The organism is Algibacter ulvanivorans (genome assembly GCF_048381495.1).
Taxonomy (GTDB): domain Bacteria; phylum Bacteroidota; class Bacteroidia; order Flavobacteriales; family Flavobacteriaceae; genus Algibacter_B; species Algibacter_B ulvanivorans.
The window spans coordinates 635,289-655,428 of the sequence record NZ_JBLWGD010000002.1; the positions used below are offsets into that span (position 1 = coordinate 635,289).

Below are 20,140 nucleotides of genomic sequence, written 5' to 3' on the forward strand. Positions count from 1 at the left end.
ATGCCAGATTATCAAACTATTTTAGCAAATATTCATCAAGATGTCATTAAAGCCACCAACAAAGGAAAGGTTGCAAACTACATCCCCGAATTAGCAAAAATAGACATTAATAATTTCGGAATTCATTTAAAAACGGCCAATGGCAAAGATTTTGGTGTTGGCCATTTTAATCAAAAGTTTTCAATACAAAGTATCTCAAAAGTATTAGCATTATCTAAAGCTATATCACTTATTGGAAATGATGTTTGGCAACGTATTGATGTAGAGCCCTCTGGGCACCCATTTAATCAATTAGCTCTTCTCGAAATTAATAATGGTATTCCCAGAAACCCGTTTATAAATACTGGAGCCATTGTTATTGCAGATATTTTAGTATCATATTTAAAAAACCCAAAAGAAGATTTTTTAAACTACGTAAAACACTTAGCTAACGATACATCTATTAATTATAATTTCGCTGTAGCAAAATCTGAACAAGCAACAGGGTTTAAAAATTTTGCAGCAGCAAACCTTTTAAAATCTTATAAAAATCTAAATAACCCAGTTGAAGTGGTTTTAGATTTTTATTTCCATCAATGCGCAATAGAAATGAGTTGCGAGCAAATTACAAAAGCATTTTTCTTATTTTCAAATAACGGCAAATGTTTACAAAATAAACTACATTTAACAGATAGCCAAGTAAAGCGTGTTAATGCATTAATGCTTACTTGTGGCTTTTATGATGAAGCTGGAGAATTTGCTTTTGAAGTTGGTTTACCTGGCAAAAGTGGTGTTGGTGGTGGTATTGTTGCTTTATTACCAGATCATTTTGTGATTACAACATGGGCGCCAGGCTTAAATAAAAAAGGTAACTCTAAATTAGGCATGCTAGCTTTAGAACAATTTACAACCAAAACTAAACAGTCTATTTTTTAGAGTATATTCTATTTATTTGAAGTTTTGATTAATCATGAAACAAGAAGCTAAACATAGAATTTTAATAATAGGTGCTAGTGGCTTTTTAGGAAACGCTATTTATAAAGAACTCTGCTCCTATTTTAAAACATTTGGCACATATAACACATCAAACAAGCAATTTGAAAAAAACCACCAGTTTTTTCAGTATAATATAGAAGAAGATGATATTTATGAAATACTAGATATAGTAAAACCTACCATAATAATATCTTCGTTACGAGGCGATTTTTCAAAACAAGTTTTATTGCATCAGCATCTAACAGAATATGTGTTTTCAAACAAAATTAAAATAATATTCATTTCATCTGCAAATGTTTTCGATGCTTATATAAAATACCCAAGTTACGAGCAAGATAAAACATATAGTAATAGCATTTACGGCCACTTTAAAATTAAAATAGAAAACATGCTTTTGCGCTTACCTAAAAAGCAAGTTGCTATTTTAAGGCTACCAATGGTTTTTGGGTCTCAGTCGCCAAGAATACTAGAATTTATAAGATTAATAAATGAAACCGAACCCTTAGAGGTGTTTCCTAATTTAATTATAAACGTAACAACAGACGCTAAAGTTACACAGCAAATACATTATATAATTAACCGAAATAAATACGGTATTTTTCATTTAGGTAGTCAAGATTTAGTACACCATGAAGATTTTGTAAAAGAAATAATTTCATCGTTAGAATTAAAAAAAACACCCAATTATAAACGCGTATACACAACTAATAATGACAGATATTTAGCTGTACTACCAAAATTTAATAAATTACCAAAACACCTTCAAATAATTAGTCAAGACATTTTAACCAATTTAAAATATAATTGATTATCAGATAGTAAATCATTAAATTAGAATTTAAAAAAATAGATATGCAAACACTTTCCGAAGACGATATAGAAAAAAAACTACTGCGCTTACCAGATTGGGAATATTATGATAATGCTATACATGCCGAATTTGAATTTGAAAATTTTAAAGATTGCTTTAGCGCTATGAGCAGAATTGCTTTTGAGTGTGAAGCACTAAACCATCATCCAGACTGGAAAAATGTGTATAATGTACTAACCATTTCTTTATCAACACATGATGCTGGTGGCGTAACAACTAAAGACATTAAATTAGCAGAAGCTATCGAAAACATTGTAGAACCAGAAGAATAGTTTGTTTTTGATTAGTAGATTTTTAAATTTGTGCAAACAATTAATATTTAGTTTAATTTAAATACGATTCCTACCTAAGTAGCAATCACAATATATTATTATGGGAAGAGCTTTTGAGTTTAGAAAAGCAAGAAAAATGAAACGTTGGTCTGCAATGAGTAAAGCCTTTACTCGTATTGGTAAAGATATTGTAATGGCTGTAAAAGAAGGTGGGCCAGATCCAGATAGTAATGCTCGTTTAAGAGCTGTTATACAGAACGCAAAATCTGTAAACATGCCTAAAGACAATGTAGAACGTGCTATAAAGCGTGCAAGCGATAAAAGTCAAGGCGATTATAAAGAAGTTATTTTTGAAGGCTATGCACCACATGGTATTGCCGTTTTGGTAGAAACAGCTACCGATAATAATACAAGAACTGTAGCCAATGTACGCAGTTACTTTAATAAATGCGATGGTAGTTTAGGCACTTCCGGATCTGTAGTTTTTATGTTCGATCATACTTGTAATTTTAGAATTAATGCGGAAGGTTTAGACCCTGAAGAATTAGAACTTGAGTTTATTGATTTTGGCGCAGAAGAAGTTTTTTCTGATGATGATGGCATTTTAATTTATGCTCCTTTTGAAAGTTTTGGAGCCATACAATCTGAATTAGAAGCTAGAGAAATTGAAATTTTATCGTCTGGTTTTGAGCGTATACCTCAAGTAACAAAGCCACTTACACAAGACCAAGTTGCAGATGTTGAAAAACTATTAGAGAAACTTGAAGAAGATGATGATGTACAAAACGTATATCATACCATGGAAGAAAATGCAGAATAAAACAAATAACTAATAAGAAGAAGAGCGCATTAACGCTCTTTTTTTTTTGATACAAAAAATATAATTATGAATTGGGGTTTTATAGGTTGTGGTAGTGTTACCGAAATTAAAAGTGGTCCAGCATACCAACAAACCAAAGGGTTTAATGTAGTAGCCGTTATGCGTCGTGATGTAGAAAAACTTAACGACTATGCAAAACGCCATAAAATAGAAAAAACATATACCGATGCTAATGCCTTAATAAACGACCCAAATATTGATGCCATTTATATTGCAACACCACCAGATACGCACAAAAAGTATGCTTTAAAAATAGCAGCAGCAGGTAAACCATGTTGTATAGAAAAGCCCTTATCTCCTAATTACACAGAAAGTTTAGAGATCTTTAAAGTATTCGAAGAAAAAAACATTCCTCTTTTTGTTGCTTATTACAGGCGCTCGTTACCTCGTTTTTTAAAAATTAAATCATGGTTAGACAATAATTTAATAGGTCAAATTAGACATATAAACGCACATTTAAGTAAACCTGCAAGTGAATTAGACATATCTAGAAAATACAATTGGAGAACCGATGCAAATATTGCTCCTGCAGGTTATTTTGATGATTTGGCAAGCCATGGGTTAGATTTATTTACATTTTTACTAGGCGATATAACAACTGCAAAAGGCTTAAGTTTAAACCAGCAAGGCCATTATACAGCAAAAGATGCAGTAACAGCTTCGTGGTTACACGAAAGTAACATTACAGGTTCTGGAACATGGAATTTTGGTTGTAGCGACCATGTAGATAAAGTAATTATTTATGGTAATAAAGGTACTATAGAGTTTTCTGTATTTCATGAAAACCCAATAATTTTAAAAAGCGATACCCAAACCGAACAGCTTTTTATAGAAAACCCAAAGCATATACAGCAATATCACGTTGAAAATATGCGCAATTATTTTAATGATAATAACAAAGTACATCCATCAACAGGGAAAACGGCATTACATACAAGTTGGGTGATGTCTAAAATTTTAGGAGATATTTAATCTTTATTTTTTACATAAATTAACTTAAAACGACCGTTTGTTTGGTCGCGTTGTTCTAATATAAATTGTGGCAACGATTTAAAAAGTGGTGTAAGCTTTTGAAAACCAAAATTTCTAGAGTCAAAATTAGGCTGCTTTTTTATAATTAACGATCCCACATCACCCAGGTAAGCCCATCCATCATCATCGGCAGCATCATCAACCGAGTTTTTCAAAAGTTTTATAACCTTTGGTGTAATATTATATAAATTAGCTTTTTTAGCTTTAATGCCTTTTATACTTTTATCATCTTCTTCATCATTAGCAAGAATTTCTAAATAAATAAACTTATCGCAAGCTACTATAAATGGGTTTGGTGTTTTCTTTTCGCCCATACCGTAAACAACCATAGCGGCTTCGCGTAAACGGGTTGCTAATTTTGTAAAATCACTATCTGACGATACTAAGCAAAAACCATTCACCTTTTCAGAATATAAAATATCCATAGCATCAATAATCATTGCAGAATCTGTTGCATTTTTACCCGTTGTATAACCATATTGTTGTATAGGAGTAATGGCATTTTCTAATAATACATTTTTCCATTTAGACAAATGTGGCTTAGTCCAGTCTCCATAAATACGTTTAATAGTTGGTGTGCCGTACTTAGTAATTTCTTCCATCATTTCTTTAATGTACTTTGATGGTATATTGTCTCCATCAATTAATACGGCAATTTTAGTATCTTTTATCATAGTCAATAAAGATAAAAAATTATAAATGAGGCCAAAAAGTGCAAGCGTTAAAATATTTTAACTTTTCGTTAAGATAAAATAATCTCAGTTTATCTCTATTTTTACTGCTACTAATTCAATTAACTAGGTTATTTACTAACAAATACTAAAATTTAATCATGAAATTAAACAAATTGGCTTTCAGGATAGTATCACTTTCGTTTACGGTAGCTTTCTTCTTGATATCGCAAAATTTTGAAGCTCAAAACAAAAAGAAAAAAAAGAAAAAAGATGATAAAGAGGTTGTTACTAAACCTCCAAAAAAGTCTAAAGAAAAAACTATTCAAGATTTAACAAAATCTTCTAAAAAAATAGAAGGTCTTTTTACCATTTATCAAGATACCATTTCTGGAGCTATGCAAATGGTTATAACCGAAGATCAACTTAATAAAGAATATATTCATTTTGCCCAAATTGCAGATGGTGTACTTGAAGCTGGCCGTTACAGAGGCTCGTATAGAGGCTCGAAAGTTATTAAAATTGAAAAGTTTTTTAATAAAATAGAGTTTGTTACTCAAAATACATCGTTTTATTTCGATCCAAATAATGCTATCTCTAAATCTAAAGATGCAAATATTAGCAATGGAGTTTTACAGAGTTTAAAAATTGAAGCTCATGATAAAAAAGCGGGGTTATATCTTATAAAAGCTAATGATTTATTTCTTAAAGAAACATTTAAACAAATTAAACCATCAAACAGGCCAGGTAATTCTCCTACAGCTTTTAAACTTGGTAGTTTAGATAAAAATAAAAGTAAAATTAGATCCATTAAAAATTACCCCGAAAACACTAATATTCAAGTTGAATATGTGTATTCTGCTCCTGCTGTTTTAAATGGAGGATCCAATGCAGTTTCTGATGGCAGAAATGTAAGTATTAAAGTTTTTCATAGCTTAATAGAAATGCCAAATAACGATTATCAATTACGTTTAGACGATCCGAGGGTTGGTTATTTTACTACCGAGGTTAACGATCAAACATCAACATCATCTACACCATATAGAGACTTAGTACACAGGTGGCATTTAAAGAAAAAAAATCCTGAAGCTGCTATTTCTGAACCAGTAGAACCAATAACTTGGTGGATTGAAAACTCTACACCTCTAGAATGGAGAGAAACTATAAAAGAAGGTGTTTTACAATGGAATGTTGCTTTTGAAAAAGCAGGATTTAAAAACGCTATACAAGTTAAAATTCAACCCGATAATGCCGATTGGGATGCTGGAGATATACGCTATAATGTACTTAGGTGGACATCTTCTCCTAGAGCTCCTTTTGGAGGTTACGGGCCTAGTTTTGTAAACCCTAGAACAGGACAAATTTTAGGAGCCGATATTATGCTTGAATTCACTCATTTTACAAACCGTGTGTTTTACGACAAGCTATATTCTCTATCTAGCTTAGAAAAACCATTTGACGAAAATGAAGTAGAATTAGATTTGCACACTTCATGCACATTTGCTAATAGTATGCACCAAGATATTATGTTTGCAAATACTATTGCTACGGCCTCTGGAGCGTCAGACTTCGAGATGAAACGTATTAAAAAAGAATCTATGACTGCCTTGATAATGCACGAAGTTGGCCATACTTTAGGCTTAAATCATAATATGAAAGCAAGTCAGTTATACTCTCCAGAACAATTAGCAGACCCTAAATTTATAGAAGGTAAATGTTTAACTGCTTCGGTTATGGATTATGCCACTTTAAATATTACAAAAGATAGAAGTAAACAAGGACAGTATGACGATGTAGCTGTTGGACCATACGATATTTGGGCTATACAGTTTGGGTATACACCTTTTAAAACAGGTAAAGAACGTCATGATTTGCTTAAACAATCTACAAGACCAGAACTTATTTTTGGCAATGATGCAGACGATATGCGTTCTCCTGGTAAGGCCATAGACCCTCGAGTAATGACTAACGACCAATCTAATGATGCCATAAGATTTTCTATTGATAGGATTGAATTAGCTAACGATTTAATGAAAACAGCTAAAGATAAATTTGTAAAAACAGACGAATCTTACCATGAATTAAGACGTGTTTACTATGTATTAAGTGGACAAAAGGCTGGCGCAGCAAATATTATTTCAAGATATATTGGAGGTGTTTACGTAAATAGAGCTATGGCTGGTCAAGATGGAGGAAAACAACCATATACACCAGTAAGTTTTGAAGACCAAAAAAGAGCTATGAACGCTTTAAAAACTTATGTTTTTGCTCCTAATGCTTTTGATGCACCAAATAATTTGTATAATTATTTAGCTATGCAACGTAGAGGTTTTAACTTTTTTAGTGGACCTGAAGACCCAAAAATTCATAACCAAGTGCTTACATACCAAAAAAATGTATTAAACCATATATTACACCCTAACACATTACAGCGTATTACAGACTCTGAACTTTATGGAAACACATATAATTTATCTAGTTTTATGACAGATTTAAACAACGCTATTTTTAAGTCTGATATTTATGGTTCTGTAAATACATTTAGACAAAATTTACAATTAGAGTATACTAATATGTTAATTAACATGTTAACAGGAAAACAAAGTGGTAGATATACACACAACTCTAAATCTATGGCGCTTTATAACTTAAAAGCGATTAGAGGTATGGCGGCTCCATCTGGCAATATTGCCTCGAGAGCACACAAACAGCATATTAGAACACTTATAGATAATGCTATAAAAGAAATAAAATAATACGTTTTATACATAACTAACAAAAAAAGCTACTTTATAAATTAAAGTAGCTTTTTGTTTTGGGGTAGCTCATGTTTCTTTTTAGGGACAATTAATTGTTTACTTTATGTTTCATGCGCTATAATATTCAAAACAAGATTTATGCCAAATTTTAGATAATCTATTACGTATTAAGAATACTCGGCAATTTTACCTTTAACACCATTGAAAAAACTATACATATAATCAAAATCAGCCTTAACATTATCTGTAGGATAAAAAGGTTCAGAGATTTTATTTTGCTTGTTTTCAAAATCAAATGTAATCATGATTATTGGAACATTTGCTTGTTTAGCAATATAGTAAAAACCTGTTCGCCATGCCTGTACTTTTTTTCTGGTACCTTCTGGAGCTAGCGTCATTCTAAATTCATCGTGTTGGGCAAAAAGTTGGGCAATAGCCTCTACTTTATTTTCATTAGAATGCCTGTTTATAGGAGCTCCTCCTAGCGCCTTAAAAAACCATCCTGCAGGAAACACAAACAATTCTTTTTTACCAATAAAATTAGTTTTAATTCCAACAACGGCACGCAATAATATACCAATATAGAAATCGTGCCAACTTGTATGTGGTGCTGCAATAATTACAGCTTTTTTTACATTGTGCTTAGAAATTGTAGTGTTGCCAATAAGCTGCCAACCTAAAAGTTTAAAATAAATAAGTTTGGCTAGCCATTGCATATTACATTTGTTGGTATAAAGATCTTAGTTTTTCTCTAGTTATTATTTTTTTCCAGTTTTTACCAATAGCATTTTCCCAAAGTGGCTCAAGACTTAAAGCTACATCGATCATAACATTAAATTCGTTATCAGTTAAATTGGCACAAATACCTTGTGGCAGTTGTATATTATGTTTCGTTTTCATTTGCTTAAAAATTTTAACCCCTTCTGGGTAAAACTCTTCAAGGTGATCAAAAACAATACAATTACCTACACCATGTTTTATACCTAATAAATAAGACAACCCATAACTCATGGCGTGTGCAACCCCAACTTGCGAATAAGCAATACTCATACCACCATGCCAAGAAGCCATCATTAGCTTTTCTTGAGATTCTACTTTTGTAAGGTTATCCTCAAGAAATATTTCCATACATAAATCTAGCGCCATTTTACCATAGGTTTCGCTAAATGTATTAAGATAAGTTCCTGTTAAAGACTCTATACAATGAATATAACAGTCCATACCAGTAAAAAACCATTGTTGCGTAGGTACATCTTTGGTTAACTCGGAGTCTAGTATTACCTGATCAAACGGTGTGTAATCAGAATTAATTCCTAACTTTTTTTCAGAACCTGTAAGCACAGTTGTTCTAGATACTTCGGCTCCTGTTCCTGATATGGTTGGAACTCCTACGTGATAAATCGCCGGGTTTTTTACTAAATCCCACCCTTGATAATCTTCTGCTTCGCCATCGTTAGTTATCATTATAGCTACAGCTTTTGCTAAATCTAATAATGTGCCACCTCCTATTCCAATAATTCCAGAAGGGCGCTCTTTTGATTTTAAAATAATATCTTCAACGAGTTTATCAACTTGCGTTGTTTTAGGTTCTTCTTCAGCTGAAACAAATATAATTCTATCATCGTATGCTAAGGATATTCTAGAAGTTATCCATGGGTTGCCTTTAAACACATCATCAACTAAAAAAATAAACGGCGCATTTATACTAAGGCGTTTTAAAGCCAATATTTCGTTTAACTGATTGAAACTACCTCTGCCAAAAATTACTCTTGGCACCATTGGAAAGTTTTTATAACTCATTTAATATATTTTCTTTTACAAAGGGTAAAAATACCATTAATTAAACTTTTATTGGTTTAAATTTTGTTGAAAATTTTCTACAAATTGCCCTAAATGAAATCCGTCTACTAAAGCATGATTTACACTAATTGACACATTCATTATTAATGCCTTGTTTATTTGTACAGCTTTGCTAAATGCTACTTTAGGAACCGAATCTAAATGCCCCGAAACAGGTTCTTTATGGCCTGTAAAATTAATCCAAGGCATAGCAGAACAATGAATACAGTCTAGACTGTTTTTAGGCGGATATAATTCGGTCGAGCTATTTATACGTATTTTTTCTGCTTCAATGTTTTTTATAAACTGCTCTAAATTATCATTATAATTAATAAACGAAAACCCAAACGTTTTATCGTCTCTCATAATTGTTGCCGAAGCATGAATGGTATCAAACTCTACAACGGCATCGTTTACAATTCTATATTTTAAATTATCGATGGCATTCATGGCTTTCATACATGCATGTAAGTATTTTGCAAAAAAACTAATATTATTTGCTTTTGAAAATGCATAAGCTTTTGTTACGTTTAATGGTACGGTAACTGCAAAATAGGGATCTTTAAATGTTTTAAAATGATTGAAAAGTTGTTTTCTATTCCAATTATTTATATCTATTTGTTTCAAAGCTAATTTAGTATTTTTAATAAATCGGTTAAACTATTTATGGTTTTATAGGCTTTTCCGTTTTTTTCATCATCACTAACCTCTTCATGTGCCCAAGTGGTATGAAACGGAACGTGTATGGCATTTGCTTTTAGGTTTACTAAAGGTAAAACATCAGATTTTAATGAATTTCCTATCATTAAAAATTCTGAAGGCTTTATATCTAAATGATTTAATAAATTAGTATAATTAGCTTCTTTTTTATCACTTAATACTTCTATATGATGAAAGTATTTTGTTAATCCAGATTTTTCTAATTTCCGTTCTTGATCTAATAAATCGCCTTTTGTTGCTAATATTATTCTGTATTTTTTTGATAATGTTTTTAAAACCTCTTCTACGCCATCAAGTAGTTCTACAGGTTTATTAAGCATATTTTTACCAATATTTAAAATGGATTGAATGGTTTTTGTTGAAACATTATAGTTAGATAATTGTAAAGCCGATTCTACCATAGATAATGTAAAAGCCTTTACACCGTAACCATAAAGTGGTAAATTATCTATTTCTATTTTAAATAGTTCTTGGTCTATTTTATTAGGTGTTTCGTATTTTGATAATAGTTTGCTAAACTCTGCTTCGGCTTCTCTAAAATATGTTTCGTTAACCCAAAGTGTATCGTCGGCATCAAAACCAATTACTTTAATGTTTTGGTAGTCTATTTCCATAATTTTATTGCGCGTTCTAAATCTTCGGGTGTATCAATTTCTACACCTTCAACATTGGTTTCTATCATTTTAATACGCTTACCGTACTCTAAATAGCGTAATTGCTCTAGTTTTTCTGAAGCTTCTAATACTTGCATAGGCAGATTATAGAAATCTAGTATTGCTTGTTTTCTAAAAGCATAAACACCTTTATGTTTATAATATTTTACGTTTACATTACTATCTCTTAGAAACGGAATTGGGCTTCGTGAAAAATATAGTGCAAAATCAAACTGATCTACAATTACTTTAACAGTATTAGGGTTTTTTATTTCGTCTTCATTAGTAATATGTACCATTAATGATGCCAAATCGACTTCTTTTTTACTATCGTTTTTAAAAGCTTCAATAAGTTTAATTAATGATTCTTTATCGGTAAAAGGTTCGTCGCCTTGAACATTTATAACAATATCAATATCTAAGGGTTCTACAGCTTCTGCAATTCTGTCGCTACCACAATCGTGTTCTTTTTTACTCATTATGGCTTTACCTCCATTATTTACAATTTCGTTATAAATAATAGCGCTATCTGTAACTACAAAAACATCATCAAAAAGGTTCGTTGCTACAGTTGCTTCGTAGGTTCTTAAAATAACTGTTTTACCACCAAGATCTTGCATGAGTTTACCTGGGAAACGTGAAGCAGCATATCTGGCAGGAATCATTGAAATTATTTTCATCTATTTATATACAAATTAGTGTTTGTTATGCGTTTTTTGTACCTATAAAAAGCCTTTTCAAAAATAGTATAAATATTATAGGTTTTGGGTTTTTGGTGCTTTAAACTTTTTATACAGCTTAAAAATGGCAATGAATAATATAATTACTAAAACTAATGCTATTATAGGAAGAAATATGGAAACCGTAGACAAAATGATTGATGTACCAGTTTCTATAGTAGAAACAATTGGGTTGGCTATTCCTGCTGTAGTAGTTGTTGATGCTAATCGTGTTGTACTAGATGTTCCTGCTACTGCAGCGGCTGTACCACCACCAGCAATAATGGCCAAAGCCCAAGTAATTACTGGACTTAAATCTGCAATTGTAGATAGCATAATAGCGGTTCCTGCAAGTCCTGCAAGTGGCACAGCTATACTATCCAATAGATTATCAATGTAAGGAATAAAATAAGCGCATATTTCTACAATAGTGGCCACTCCTAATGTAATTAATGCAGCTGTGCTGCCAATCCATTGCCATGATTCATTTAGTTGCCAAACATCAAAATACGATGCTAAACTTAATGCAAATAATGGTAAAAATACCCTAAAACCTACCGAGGCAGATAAACCAATTCCTAAACAAATACTAATTACGGTTTCAAAAGTCATAATTATAAAGTTATAAAAAATTATTCTTCAAAAAAATCATCTTTAAAACCAATAAGATACAATTTTTCTTTAGCTCTTGTTATGGCTGTATATAACCAACGTAAATACTCTTTATCTATACCATTTGGCAAATAAGGTTGCTCTACAAAAACTGTACTCCATTGGCCACCTTGCGATTTATGACATGTAATAGCATAAGAAAACTTTACTTGTAAAGCATTAAAGTGCTTGTTGTTTTTAACTTTTATAAACTTTTTATACTTACTGGTTTCGTCTTCAAAATCCTTCATTACTTCTTGATATAATTTATTTGAATCTTCATAAGGTAATGATGGGGTTTCTGCTTCAATAGTGTCTAAAAGCAAAACGGTTTCAAAAGGTTTCATTCTTGGGTAATCTACCATTCTTATTTTTACTTCGGCAAAACGAAAACCATAAAGTTCTTTAATGCTATATATTTCCAAAACTTCTATTATATCACCATTTGCTATAAAGCCAGCTTCGGTAGTTGGCTTAATCCAGAAATAATTATTCTTAACAACCATTAAATAATCGCCTGCCGTTAATTCATGCTCGTTAAACAGAATTCTGTTTCTAATTTGTTGGTTATAAAGGTTTGCTCTTTTATTGCTTCTAACAATAATTGCAGTTTCTTCTTTACCTAAATTACTATAAGCATCGTTTATAGCATCCATAATTTCGTAACCATCAACCAACCTAACAATATCTTTATAATTAGATAAATCGAATTTAAAAGTATCAAAAAATGCATTCGACAAACTGTCTCTTAAAAAAGTAGCATTAGCTAAAATACCTGAATTTTGTTCTTGTCTAACCACCTCGTCAAGTTCCATACGTGTTACCTCTTTATCGTAATTTAAAGCTAAAGTACGCTCATCAAGCGCAGGGCTTAAATCTAATTTTACAGGTGGTAATTGCGCAGTATCTCCTATTAAAAGTAATTTACACTTATGGCCAGAGTATACATATTGTATTAAATCATCTAATAAAGAGCCGTTTTCAAACAGTTTAGAATCGCTAGGAGCATCGGGTATCATTGAAGCCTCATCTACTATAAAAATGGTGTTTTTATGCTTATTTGGTTGTAAAACAAATTTCACGCCACTAGCACCTTCCTTTTTAGGGAAATATATTTTTTTATGAATAGTAAAGGCTTCTTTTTTCGAATAATTTGAAATAACTTTGGCTGCTCTACCCGTTGGCGCCATTAAAACTGCGCTTTTTTTTGCTTTCCATAAATTAGTAACTATAGCGCCAACAATAGTTGTTTTACCTGTTCCTGCATACCCTTTTAATACATATAATACATTAGGACTATTATTAAATATAAATTGTGCGAGTTGCTGTAAAACAATGTTTTGCTTAATTGTGGGCTGGAATGGAAATTGTTGTTTTATTAATGAATAAAATTCCGAGGATGTCATTTAAAATAGGTACTAATTAAAAATTATTCAAATATAGAAATGATTTTTATGCGCTTTGGTTTTTACGATTAAAAAAAAATTGTAGATTTGCTAAATACCATTAACAAATTATTAATAAATATACACTATGACATTTTTCCTAATTGCATTAGCAGTAATTTTAGTTACAATTGGCTTGGTAAAGTTAGTTGACAAATTTATCCCTTCTAAATTTAAACCAGTTTTAAATATAGTACTTTGGTTATTGATTGGGTATTTAGGTTACCAAACGTATATGTCAATATATGAACCTATTCAATTCAATAAAGAAAAAAACAAACGTTATGCATTAGTTATTGAAAGTTTAAAAGACATTAGAGATTCTCAATTAGCACATAAACAAGTAACAGGTAATTTTGCAGGCAATTTTGAAAGCTTAATTAAATTTATTGATACTGCCGAATATACCTTAACACAACGTAGAGATTCTAGTATAATTGATGTAGAATTAACTAAAAGATATGGTGTTGATACAACTAAAGACATTGTAATTATTGATACTTTAGGTACTGTTTCGGTTAAAGATTCTTTATTTAAAACATCTAACCGTTATAAAAGCATGATGAATGTACCTGTTGGTGAACCTGGTGCAAAATTTGAAATGAAATCTGGCTTTGTAGAACAAAATAATATTAAAATTCCTGTTTTTGAAGCTTTAGTAAAAAAGAATGTTATTTTACACGACCAAAATAAAGACCTTTTAGTTCAAGAAAACCAAATCGTATCGGTTGACGGTGTTAACGGTGATGCATTAAAAGTTGGTTCTATGGACGAAGTTAAAACTGGTGGAAACTGGCCTAAAACTTATGGCGATAGCGAATAATACTACTAACAAACTAACAAATCTAGAATTGTCCATTCAAATAAGTTTGAGTGGACTTTCTTTTTCTATACTAAATAGAAACTCTAACACCATAGAGTTTTTAAAAACATACCCCTTTGAAAGAAAATTAAATCCTTTTGAAGTTTTAGATAAGTTAAAGCTTTTATTTTTAAGCGAAGAAAGTCTTAAAAGCAACTTTGCAAATGTAAATATTGTACATGATAATGATTTATCTACACTAGTACCAGAACCTCTATTTAACGAAAACCATTTAGCCGATTATTTAAAATTTAACTCTAAAATATTAAAATCAGATTTTATAGCTTTTGATGCTATTAAAGAAAACAAAAGTGTAAATGTTTATGTGCCATACACTAATATTAATAATTATATATACGACAAATTTGGCTCATTTATTTTTAAGCATGTTTCAACCATATTAATAGAATCTATATTGCAACATCCGCAAGACTTTAATACACATGCTGTTTATATTAACGTTAACCATAATCATTTTGAAATATTAGTTTTTAATAAAAACGAATTAATACTTTACAATACGTTTACATTCCACACTAAAGAAGATTTTATATATTACATCTTATTTACTGCTGAACAATTACAGCTTGATCCAGAAACATTCCAACTAATATTTTTAGGCGAAATTTCTAAAAACGACATACTGTATAACATCACTTATAAATATGTTAGAAATATAAATTTTGGTAACAGAAACGATACATACCTATACAAAAGTAAACCCAAATCAGAATATTCAAACTTTACATTATTAAAAAGTTTTTAATGAGAATTATATCAGGCATATATAAAAGTAGAAAAATTGTAGCTCCAAAACACCTACCCGTTCGCCCAACAACAGATATGGCTAAGGAGTCGTTATTTAACATTATAAATAACCATTTTTATTTTGATGAAATATCGGTACTAGACCTATTTGCAGGAACAGGTAATATAAGTTACGAATTTGCATCAAGAGGCACAGAACACATTACATGTGTGGATCAAGATTTTGGGTGTCTTAAATTTATAAATCAAACAGCCAAAAGCTTTGATATGCCCATTCAAACCATTAAAAGCGATGTTTTTAAGTATTTAGAAAAAAACAACATTCAAACTCATATTATTTTTGCCGACCCACCTTACAATTTTAGCGACGACCAATTTGCCAAAATTCCAGAGCTCGTATTTAAAAATAATTTATTACTTGAAGATGGCCTATTAATTGTAGAGCACTCTAAACACACTAATTTAGAAAATTTAAAAAACTATTCGTACTCTAAAAGTTACGGCGGTAATGTTTTTAGTTTTTTTGAAAACGCGTAATATTATTTTTATAACTCATTTTTTTTCAGTACTTTAGAACTCTCCTTAAGAGTCCCGTACTCTATACATACTTTCCTCTCATCAAAAAAAACATTCCTTTTTTTTTGATATTGTTTATGGTTAAACATTAATACCAACCTTTAAAACCATAAACAAAATGAAAAAAATTATTTTACTTATTTTTATTAGTGTATTTGTATTTAATTGCAATAAAACACAACGCTACACGCAAAACTCTGCAGAAATTGATGCTGTAAAAACATTAATTAAAGCCTATAATAATAAAGATTACGCTACAGCAATTACCCATTATTCCGACACATCAAAAACAAGGTTTAACAAGGCTTTTATGAACTCTAAAGACGTAGCAAAATACCATCAACAAAACGATGTAAACTACTCTAAAAGAGCATTTTTAGATGAAGGTCAAATATATGAAATGGTAGTAGACGACGAAGGAAAAACATGGGTTAACTTTTGGGGAAATTGGAAAGCAACATTAAAAGGCAATAATAAAGATGTTGTAATATTTGTGCATTTAACCTCAAGATTTGTAAATGGCAAAATAGTTGAAGAATATGGTTACTGGGATCCGTCTGAAGTTATCGCAAACCTTCAAGAAATAGCAGCAGCTAAAACCGAGCAAACAACCGAAGATTAAACCAACCTAAACACATAAATTATGAAAGCAATTAAAACCAACTTTTTAGTAAGCATAATACTATGTTTCACTATACACATAACACAAGCTCAAAAAAGATTTGTTATCCATCAAGATAATGTTAAACCATCCATGATAATGCAATACGAAGCTATAGCCAAAAAATTTAATGAAGCTTGTAAAAAGCATAATGCACAAACCTCTTGGGCAACAGCAACGACCGACGATTTAAAATATCTATACATAACACCCATAGAAAAATTTGCAGAACTTGATGAAAACCCATTTGCAGATATGGCAAAAACAATGGGAGCCGAATTTGGTAACATGTTCGACGAGTTCGATAAATGTTACGACACACACACCAATTATACCATAGCTTTAATAGAAGACCTATCCTATATGCCTGAAGGTATAACATTAACCCAAGAAGGGCAAAACTACCGCGAGTGGTTTTACATCTACTTTACACCAGAAAATGCAAAAAAAATAAGAGAAGGTATGTTAGCCGTAAAAAACATGTATGCAGAAAAAAAATCGACATTGCATTATCGTATTTACAGAAATGGTTTTGGCACAACCGAAGAGTTTTACTTAGTAGCCGCATCATTTAAAGACCGCATAGACGCAGCTACAAAAAACAAAGCCAACGAAACTGTTTTAGGCCCAGAACGCTGGGAAACCTTCAAGAAAGTTTTAGATTACGCATCGCGTTTTGAAGAATATACCGGCGAAATGCGTCCAGATTTAGCCTATCAACCAAAAGAATAAAACTAAACAATCTACCAAACTTAACAATCAACCAGTTTAACCCAAAAAACCCTTCTTTAAACAAATAAAGAAGGGTTTATTTTATACATAAGTAAATCTATAAGCCGAATTCTGTACACATGCTTAAAAAACACATGCCCTTATCATTTATCTTAGTGCGTTGTTACCAAAACACTTTAGCTGCCTACCCTCCAACAAATCGAACGTGCCGCCCTCAAACGTTGGTTTACATGACATTGCACCACATAGAGTTTACCCGGTTTCACTACAGCATGACCTGTACATACTTTCTGTTGCACTTTTCCTAACCTCTCGGCTGGTGGTTATTAGCCACTATGTTGCACTACGGTGTTCGGACTTTCCTCCATTCTGAAAAAACAAAACAGCGATAAGGCGATCTACTACCGCAAAATTACAATAAACAAACACTAAAATCTAAACTTATTTAAATATTTGGGCGTTACCCAAAAAAGGGTCAGGCTTTACGTTGCAAGTCCTCGCACTTCCTACGTCAGGCTGTGGGCTTTACACTACAATCCTTAACGCGGGCTTATTTGTTAATAATAAGCTTAACCTAAATACTTTTTGTAAATCTATATATTCACCTCATAATTCAATACTAAACATTAAAAACAACAAGTCATTAATTACATTACTGTTTGTTAATAACTCCTATTAAATTCTTAATTCAAAATTTCAATTTCAAAACTGAATTTTTAACTTTGTTACTTTAATAATTATCAATGGAGCATTTTATTGTATCGGCTAGAAAGTACAGACCAGAAGCGTTCAAAGACGTTGTTGGCCAGCAAGCCATTACAAACACATTACTTAATGCCATTGAAAACAATCATTTAGCTCAAGCCTTACTTTTTACAGGACCTCGAGGAGTTGGTAAAACCACCTGTGCGCGTATTTTGGCCAAAATGATTAATAGTGATGGTAATGAAAATACCAACGAAGATTTTGCTTTTAATATTTTTGAGCTAGATGCTGCATCAAACAACTCGGTTGATGATATTAGAAACCTAACCGACCAAGTTAGAATACCACCACAAGTAGGAAAATATAAAGTTTATATTATTGACGAGGTACACATGTTATCTCAATCTGCTTTTAATGCATTTCTTAAAACCCTAGAAGAGCCCCCAAAACATTGTATTTTTATTCTAGCCACAACCGAAAAGCATAAAATTATACCAACCATTTTATCGCGTTGCCAAATTTTTGATTTTAAACGCATAACCGTTAAAGACGCTAAAGAATATTTAAAATATATAGCCACAGAGCAAGGCATAACAGCCGAAGATGATGCACTACATATTATTGCACAAAAGGCAGATGGTGCCATGCGTGATGCGCTTTCAATATTTGATAGAGTAGTTAGTTTTTCTGGTAAAAACTTAACTAGACAAGCCGTTACCGAAAACTTAAATGTTCTAGATTACGAAACGTATTTTACTAGCACCGATCTAATTTTAGAAAATAAAATTCCAGAACTATTATTACAATTTAACAATACCCTATCAAAAGGTTTTGATGGTCATCATTACATTGCTGGTCTAGCATCTCATTTTAGAGATTTATTGGTTAGTAAAACACCAGAAACCATAGAATTACTGGAGGTTGGTGACCAAACTAAACAAAAATACTTAACACAATCTAAAAAAGCCTCGCAAGAGTTTCTTTTACAAGGCATACAATTAGCAAACGATTGCGACCTCAAATACAAAACAAGTAAAAATCAACGCTTACTTGTTGAATTATGCCTTATGCAACTTGCCTCTATCACTCATGATGGAGAAAAAAAAAATAGCAAACATTACATAATTCCCGCATCTTACTTTGTTAAAAAAGGAATTACACCAATTCCTGTTACAAAACCCCAAGCAAAACAGGTAAATACAACAACCAAAGAAAAAATAGAACAAACCCCAGTTGTAAAAAAAACACCACAAACCCCAAAACAATTTCAAGTAAACGAACCTCCAAAAATTGTTTTAAAACAAGGGGCTAAAAGACAATCTGGTTTATCTTTAAAAAGTATAAAAGCTAAAAAAGAGCATCAAATTAAACAAATGGAGGTGGTAGTTGATGAAGAAAACTTACCAAAAGAACCCTTTACAGAGTCAGATTTTATTAAGGTTTGGAATACCTACACAGAAAAACTTGTATCGGATGGGAAACACAATTTAGCATCCATTTTATCTATCGATGTTCCAAAAGTAAAAGGAACAATAGCGCATTTAGAATTTCCAAATGCCACAAATAAAGTTGAGCTTGAAAGACAACAATTTGACCTTTTAGGTTATATTAGAAAATCGCTTAGCAATTATGACATTTCATTATCTATAACAGTAAATGAAGTTATGGAAAAAAAATACGCTTACACACCACAAGATAAATTTGAAAAATTAAAAGAAAAAAACCCAAACATAGATCTTTTAAGAAAAACTTTCGATTTAGATGTTTAAACAGCTGTACCATAATACGTTTTCTATTTTTTTTATAACAACACTAATCGCGTTTTTAAGTTGCGATGGAAGAGATAAAATTTATAAAACAAATGCGCAAGTTTTAATAGAAAACAATCAATACAAAACCTTTAGCGAGAAAATTATATTTATACCCCACAATAAAGTAGAGATACATACAGATACTATTTTGAGTTCTGGTTTTCAAATAAAAATTAAATACGCTTCAATTAAAGATAGTTTTGTTTTAAAAACAAAAAACAATAAAAACAAAGTAACAAATACGTATTACAAAAACTTTGAAGCTAAACTTCATGTTTTAAAAAATGGTTTAACCATAAACCAAAGTGTTATTAATAAGAAGCTTTTTTCAAATTTTGAAAAACCATCTTTTTGGCAAAATGCTATAATGCAATATGTATGGATTAATCATGATATTTCTACCAAAAACGAAGTGTTTATAAACACCTCATTTTATATTCCTAATACAAAAAGTTATAAAGATTTTGTATTAAAAATTAATTCCGATGGGACTTTAACAATAAAAAACACCAATCGTATTACAAATACTGTATAATAT

General features: G+C 31.2%; 21 protein-coding genes and 1 other RNA gene. 13 read left to right on the top strand and 9 right to left on the bottom strand.

The window, feature by feature from the left end; genetic code table 11:
- The 5 genes from ACNG5D_RS08280 to ACNG5D_RS08300 all read left to right on the top strand — a co-directional run bounded on the left by ACNG5D_RS08280 (position 1) and on the right by ACNG5D_RS08300 (position 3,970).
- A complete protein-coding gene (locus tag ACNG5D_RS08280) occupies positions 1–915 on the top strand; it encodes a glutaminase (protein WP_418183031.1) in 915 nt (304 codons plus the stop codon).
- Positions 916–949: 34 nt separating this feature from the next.
- The gene (locus ACNG5D_RS08285) at positions 950–1,783 is read left to right on the top strand and encodes a sugar nucleotide-binding protein (protein ID WP_418183032.1); all 834 of its coding nucleotides are present in this window, start codon (positions 950–952) and stop codon (positions 1,781–1,783) included.
- Positions 1,784–1,827: 44 nt separating this feature from the next.
- Positions 1,828–2,118, top strand: coding sequence for a 4a-hydroxytetrahydrobiopterin dehydratase (locus tag ACNG5D_RS08290; RefSeq protein ID WP_418183033.1), 291 nt, complete (start codon positions 1,828–1,830; stop codon positions 2,116–2,118).
- A 100-nt stretch (positions 2,119–2,218) separates the two neighbouring features.
- Entirely contained in the window at positions 2,219–2,938 is a 720-nt protein-coding gene (locus ACNG5D_RS08295) for a YebC/PmpR family DNA-binding transcriptional regulator (protein WP_418183034.1), read from the top strand.
- 66 nt (positions 2,939–3,004) lie between these two features.
- Complete coding sequence (locus ACNG5D_RS08300) at positions 3,005–3,970, top strand: Gfo/Idh/MocA family protein (RefSeq protein WP_418183035.1); 966 nt, start codon at positions 3,005–3,007, stop codon at positions 3,968–3,970.
- On the opposite strand, the gene ACNG5D_RS08305 is transcribed toward ACNG5D_RS08300, so the two are convergent.
- Complete coding sequence (locus tag ACNG5D_RS08305) at positions 3,967–4,704, bottom strand: NYN domain-containing protein (RefSeq protein WP_418183036.1); 738 nt, start codon at positions 4,702–4,704, stop codon at positions 3,967–3,969. The two genes, ACNG5D_RS08300 and ACNG5D_RS08305, sit on opposite strands and share 4 nt — an antisense overlap.
- Positions 4,705–4,862: 158 nt before the next feature.
- Here ACNG5D_RS08305 and ACNG5D_RS08310 point away from each other — a divergent pair, with 158 nt between their 5' ends.
- Positions 4,863–7,457, top strand: coding sequence for a zinc-dependent metalloprotease (locus ACNG5D_RS08310; RefSeq protein WP_418183037.1), 2,595 nt, complete (start codon positions 4,863–4,865; stop codon positions 7,455–7,457).
- A gap of 170 nt (positions 7,458–7,627) precedes the next feature.
- Here ACNG5D_RS08310 and ACNG5D_RS08315 read toward each other — a convergent pair whose 3' ends face one another.
- The 7 genes from ACNG5D_RS08315 to ACNG5D_RS08345 all read right to left on the bottom strand — a co-directional run bounded on the left by ACNG5D_RS08315 (position 7,628) and on the right by ACNG5D_RS08345 (position 13,448).
- The gene (locus ACNG5D_RS08315) at positions 7,628–8,176 is read right to left on the bottom strand and encodes a 1-acyl-sn-glycerol-3-phosphate acyltransferase (protein ID WP_418183038.1); all 549 of its coding nucleotides are present in this window, start codon (positions 8,174–8,176) and stop codon (positions 7,628–7,630) included.
- 1 nt (position 8,177) lies between these two features.
- Entirely contained in the window at positions 8,178–9,260 is a 1,083-nt protein-coding gene (locus tag ACNG5D_RS08320; RefSeq protein WP_418183039.1) for an iron-containing alcohol dehydrogenase family protein, read from the bottom strand.
- Between the two features lie 48 nt (positions 9,261–9,308).
- A complete protein-coding gene (locus tag ACNG5D_RS08325; protein ID WP_418183040.1) occupies positions 9,309–9,926 on the bottom strand; it encodes a CatA-like O-acetyltransferase in 618 nt (205 codons plus the stop codon).
- Between the two features lie 2 nt (positions 9,927–9,928).
- Positions 9,929–10,633, bottom strand: coding sequence for an HAD family hydrolase (locus tag ACNG5D_RS08330; RefSeq protein ID WP_418183041.1), 705 nt, complete (start codon positions 10,631–10,633; stop codon positions 9,929–9,931).
- Positions 10,624–11,352: a 3-deoxy-manno-octulosonate cytidylyltransferase gene (gene kdsB / locus ACNG5D_RS08335; protein ID WP_418183042.1), complete on the bottom strand. Its 729-nt coding sequence runs from the start codon at positions 11,350–11,352 to the stop codon at positions 10,624–10,626. The genes ACNG5D_RS08330 and kdsB overlap by 10 nt, the downstream gene beginning before the upstream one ends.
- A 75-nt stretch (positions 11,353–11,427) precedes the next feature.
- On the bottom strand, positions 11,428–12,003 hold the full coding sequence (locus ACNG5D_RS08340; RefSeq protein WP_418183043.1) for a DUF4126 domain-containing protein: 576 nt from the start codon (positions 12,001–12,003) through the stop codon (positions 11,428–11,430).
- A gap of 20 nt (positions 12,004–12,023) precedes the next feature.
- Positions 12,024–13,448, bottom strand: a complete 1,425-nt coding sequence (locus ACNG5D_RS08345; RefSeq protein WP_418183044.1) for an ATP-dependent DNA helicase — start codon at positions 13,446–13,448, stop codon at positions 12,024–12,026.
- Positions 13,449–13,575: 127 nt separating this feature from the next.
- On the opposite strand from ACNG5D_RS08345, the gene ACNG5D_RS08350 reads away from it, so the two are divergent.
- The 5 genes from ACNG5D_RS08350 to ACNG5D_RS08370 all read left to right on the top strand — a co-directional run bounded on the left by ACNG5D_RS08350 (position 13,576) and on the right by ACNG5D_RS08370 (position 17,086).
- Positions 13,576–14,310, top strand: coding sequence for a hypothetical protein (locus ACNG5D_RS08350; RefSeq protein ID WP_418183045.1), 735 nt, complete (start codon positions 13,576–13,578; stop codon positions 14,308–14,310).
- Complete coding sequence (locus tag ACNG5D_RS08355; protein WP_418183046.1) at positions 14,294–15,115, top strand: DUF3822 family protein; 822 nt, start codon at positions 14,294–14,296, stop codon at positions 15,113–15,115. The genes ACNG5D_RS08350 and ACNG5D_RS08355 overlap by 17 nt, the downstream gene beginning before the upstream one ends.
- Positions 15,115–15,654 (top strand): 16S rRNA (guanine(966)-N(2))-methyltransferase RsmD, encoded by a 540-nt coding sequence (gene rsmD, locus ACNG5D_RS08360; RefSeq protein ID WP_418183047.1) that lies wholly within the window; start codon positions 15,115–15,117, stop codon positions 15,652–15,654. The genes ACNG5D_RS08355 and rsmD overlap by 1 nt, the downstream gene beginning before the upstream one ends.
- 157 nt (positions 15,655–15,811) lie before the next feature.
- Positions 15,812–16,315 carry a nuclear transport factor 2 family protein gene (locus ACNG5D_RS08365; RefSeq protein WP_418183048.1) on the top strand — a complete coding sequence of 168 codons (504 nt, stop codon included), beginning with the start codon at positions 15,812–15,814 and terminating at the stop codon, positions 16,313–16,315.
- A gap of 21 nt (positions 16,316–16,336) precedes the next feature.
- On the top strand, positions 16,337–17,086 hold the full coding sequence (locus tag ACNG5D_RS08370; protein WP_418183049.1) for a hypothetical protein: 750 nt from the start codon (positions 16,337–16,339) through the stop codon (positions 17,084–17,086).
- 84 nt (positions 17,087–17,170) lie between these two features.
- Here ACNG5D_RS08370 and rnpB read toward each other — a convergent pair.
- Positions 17,171–17,491, bottom strand: an RNA gene (gene rnpB, locus ACNG5D_RS08375) — RNase P RNA component class A.
- Between the two features lie 338 nt (positions 17,492–17,829).
- On the opposite strand from rnpB, the gene dnaX reads away from it, so the two are divergent.
- Positions 17,830–19,560, top strand: a complete 1,731-nt coding sequence (gene dnaX / locus ACNG5D_RS08380; RefSeq protein WP_418183050.1) for a DNA polymerase III subunit gamma/tau — start codon at positions 17,830–17,832, stop codon at positions 19,558–19,560.
- On the top strand, positions 19,553–20,137 hold the full coding sequence (locus ACNG5D_RS08385) for a DUF4738 domain-containing protein (protein WP_418183051.1): 585 nt from the start codon (positions 19,553–19,555) through the stop codon (positions 20,135–20,137). Before dnaX ends, ACNG5D_RS08385 begins: the two co-directional genes overlap by 8 nt.
- Positions 20,138–20,140 lie beyond the last annotated feature (3 nt).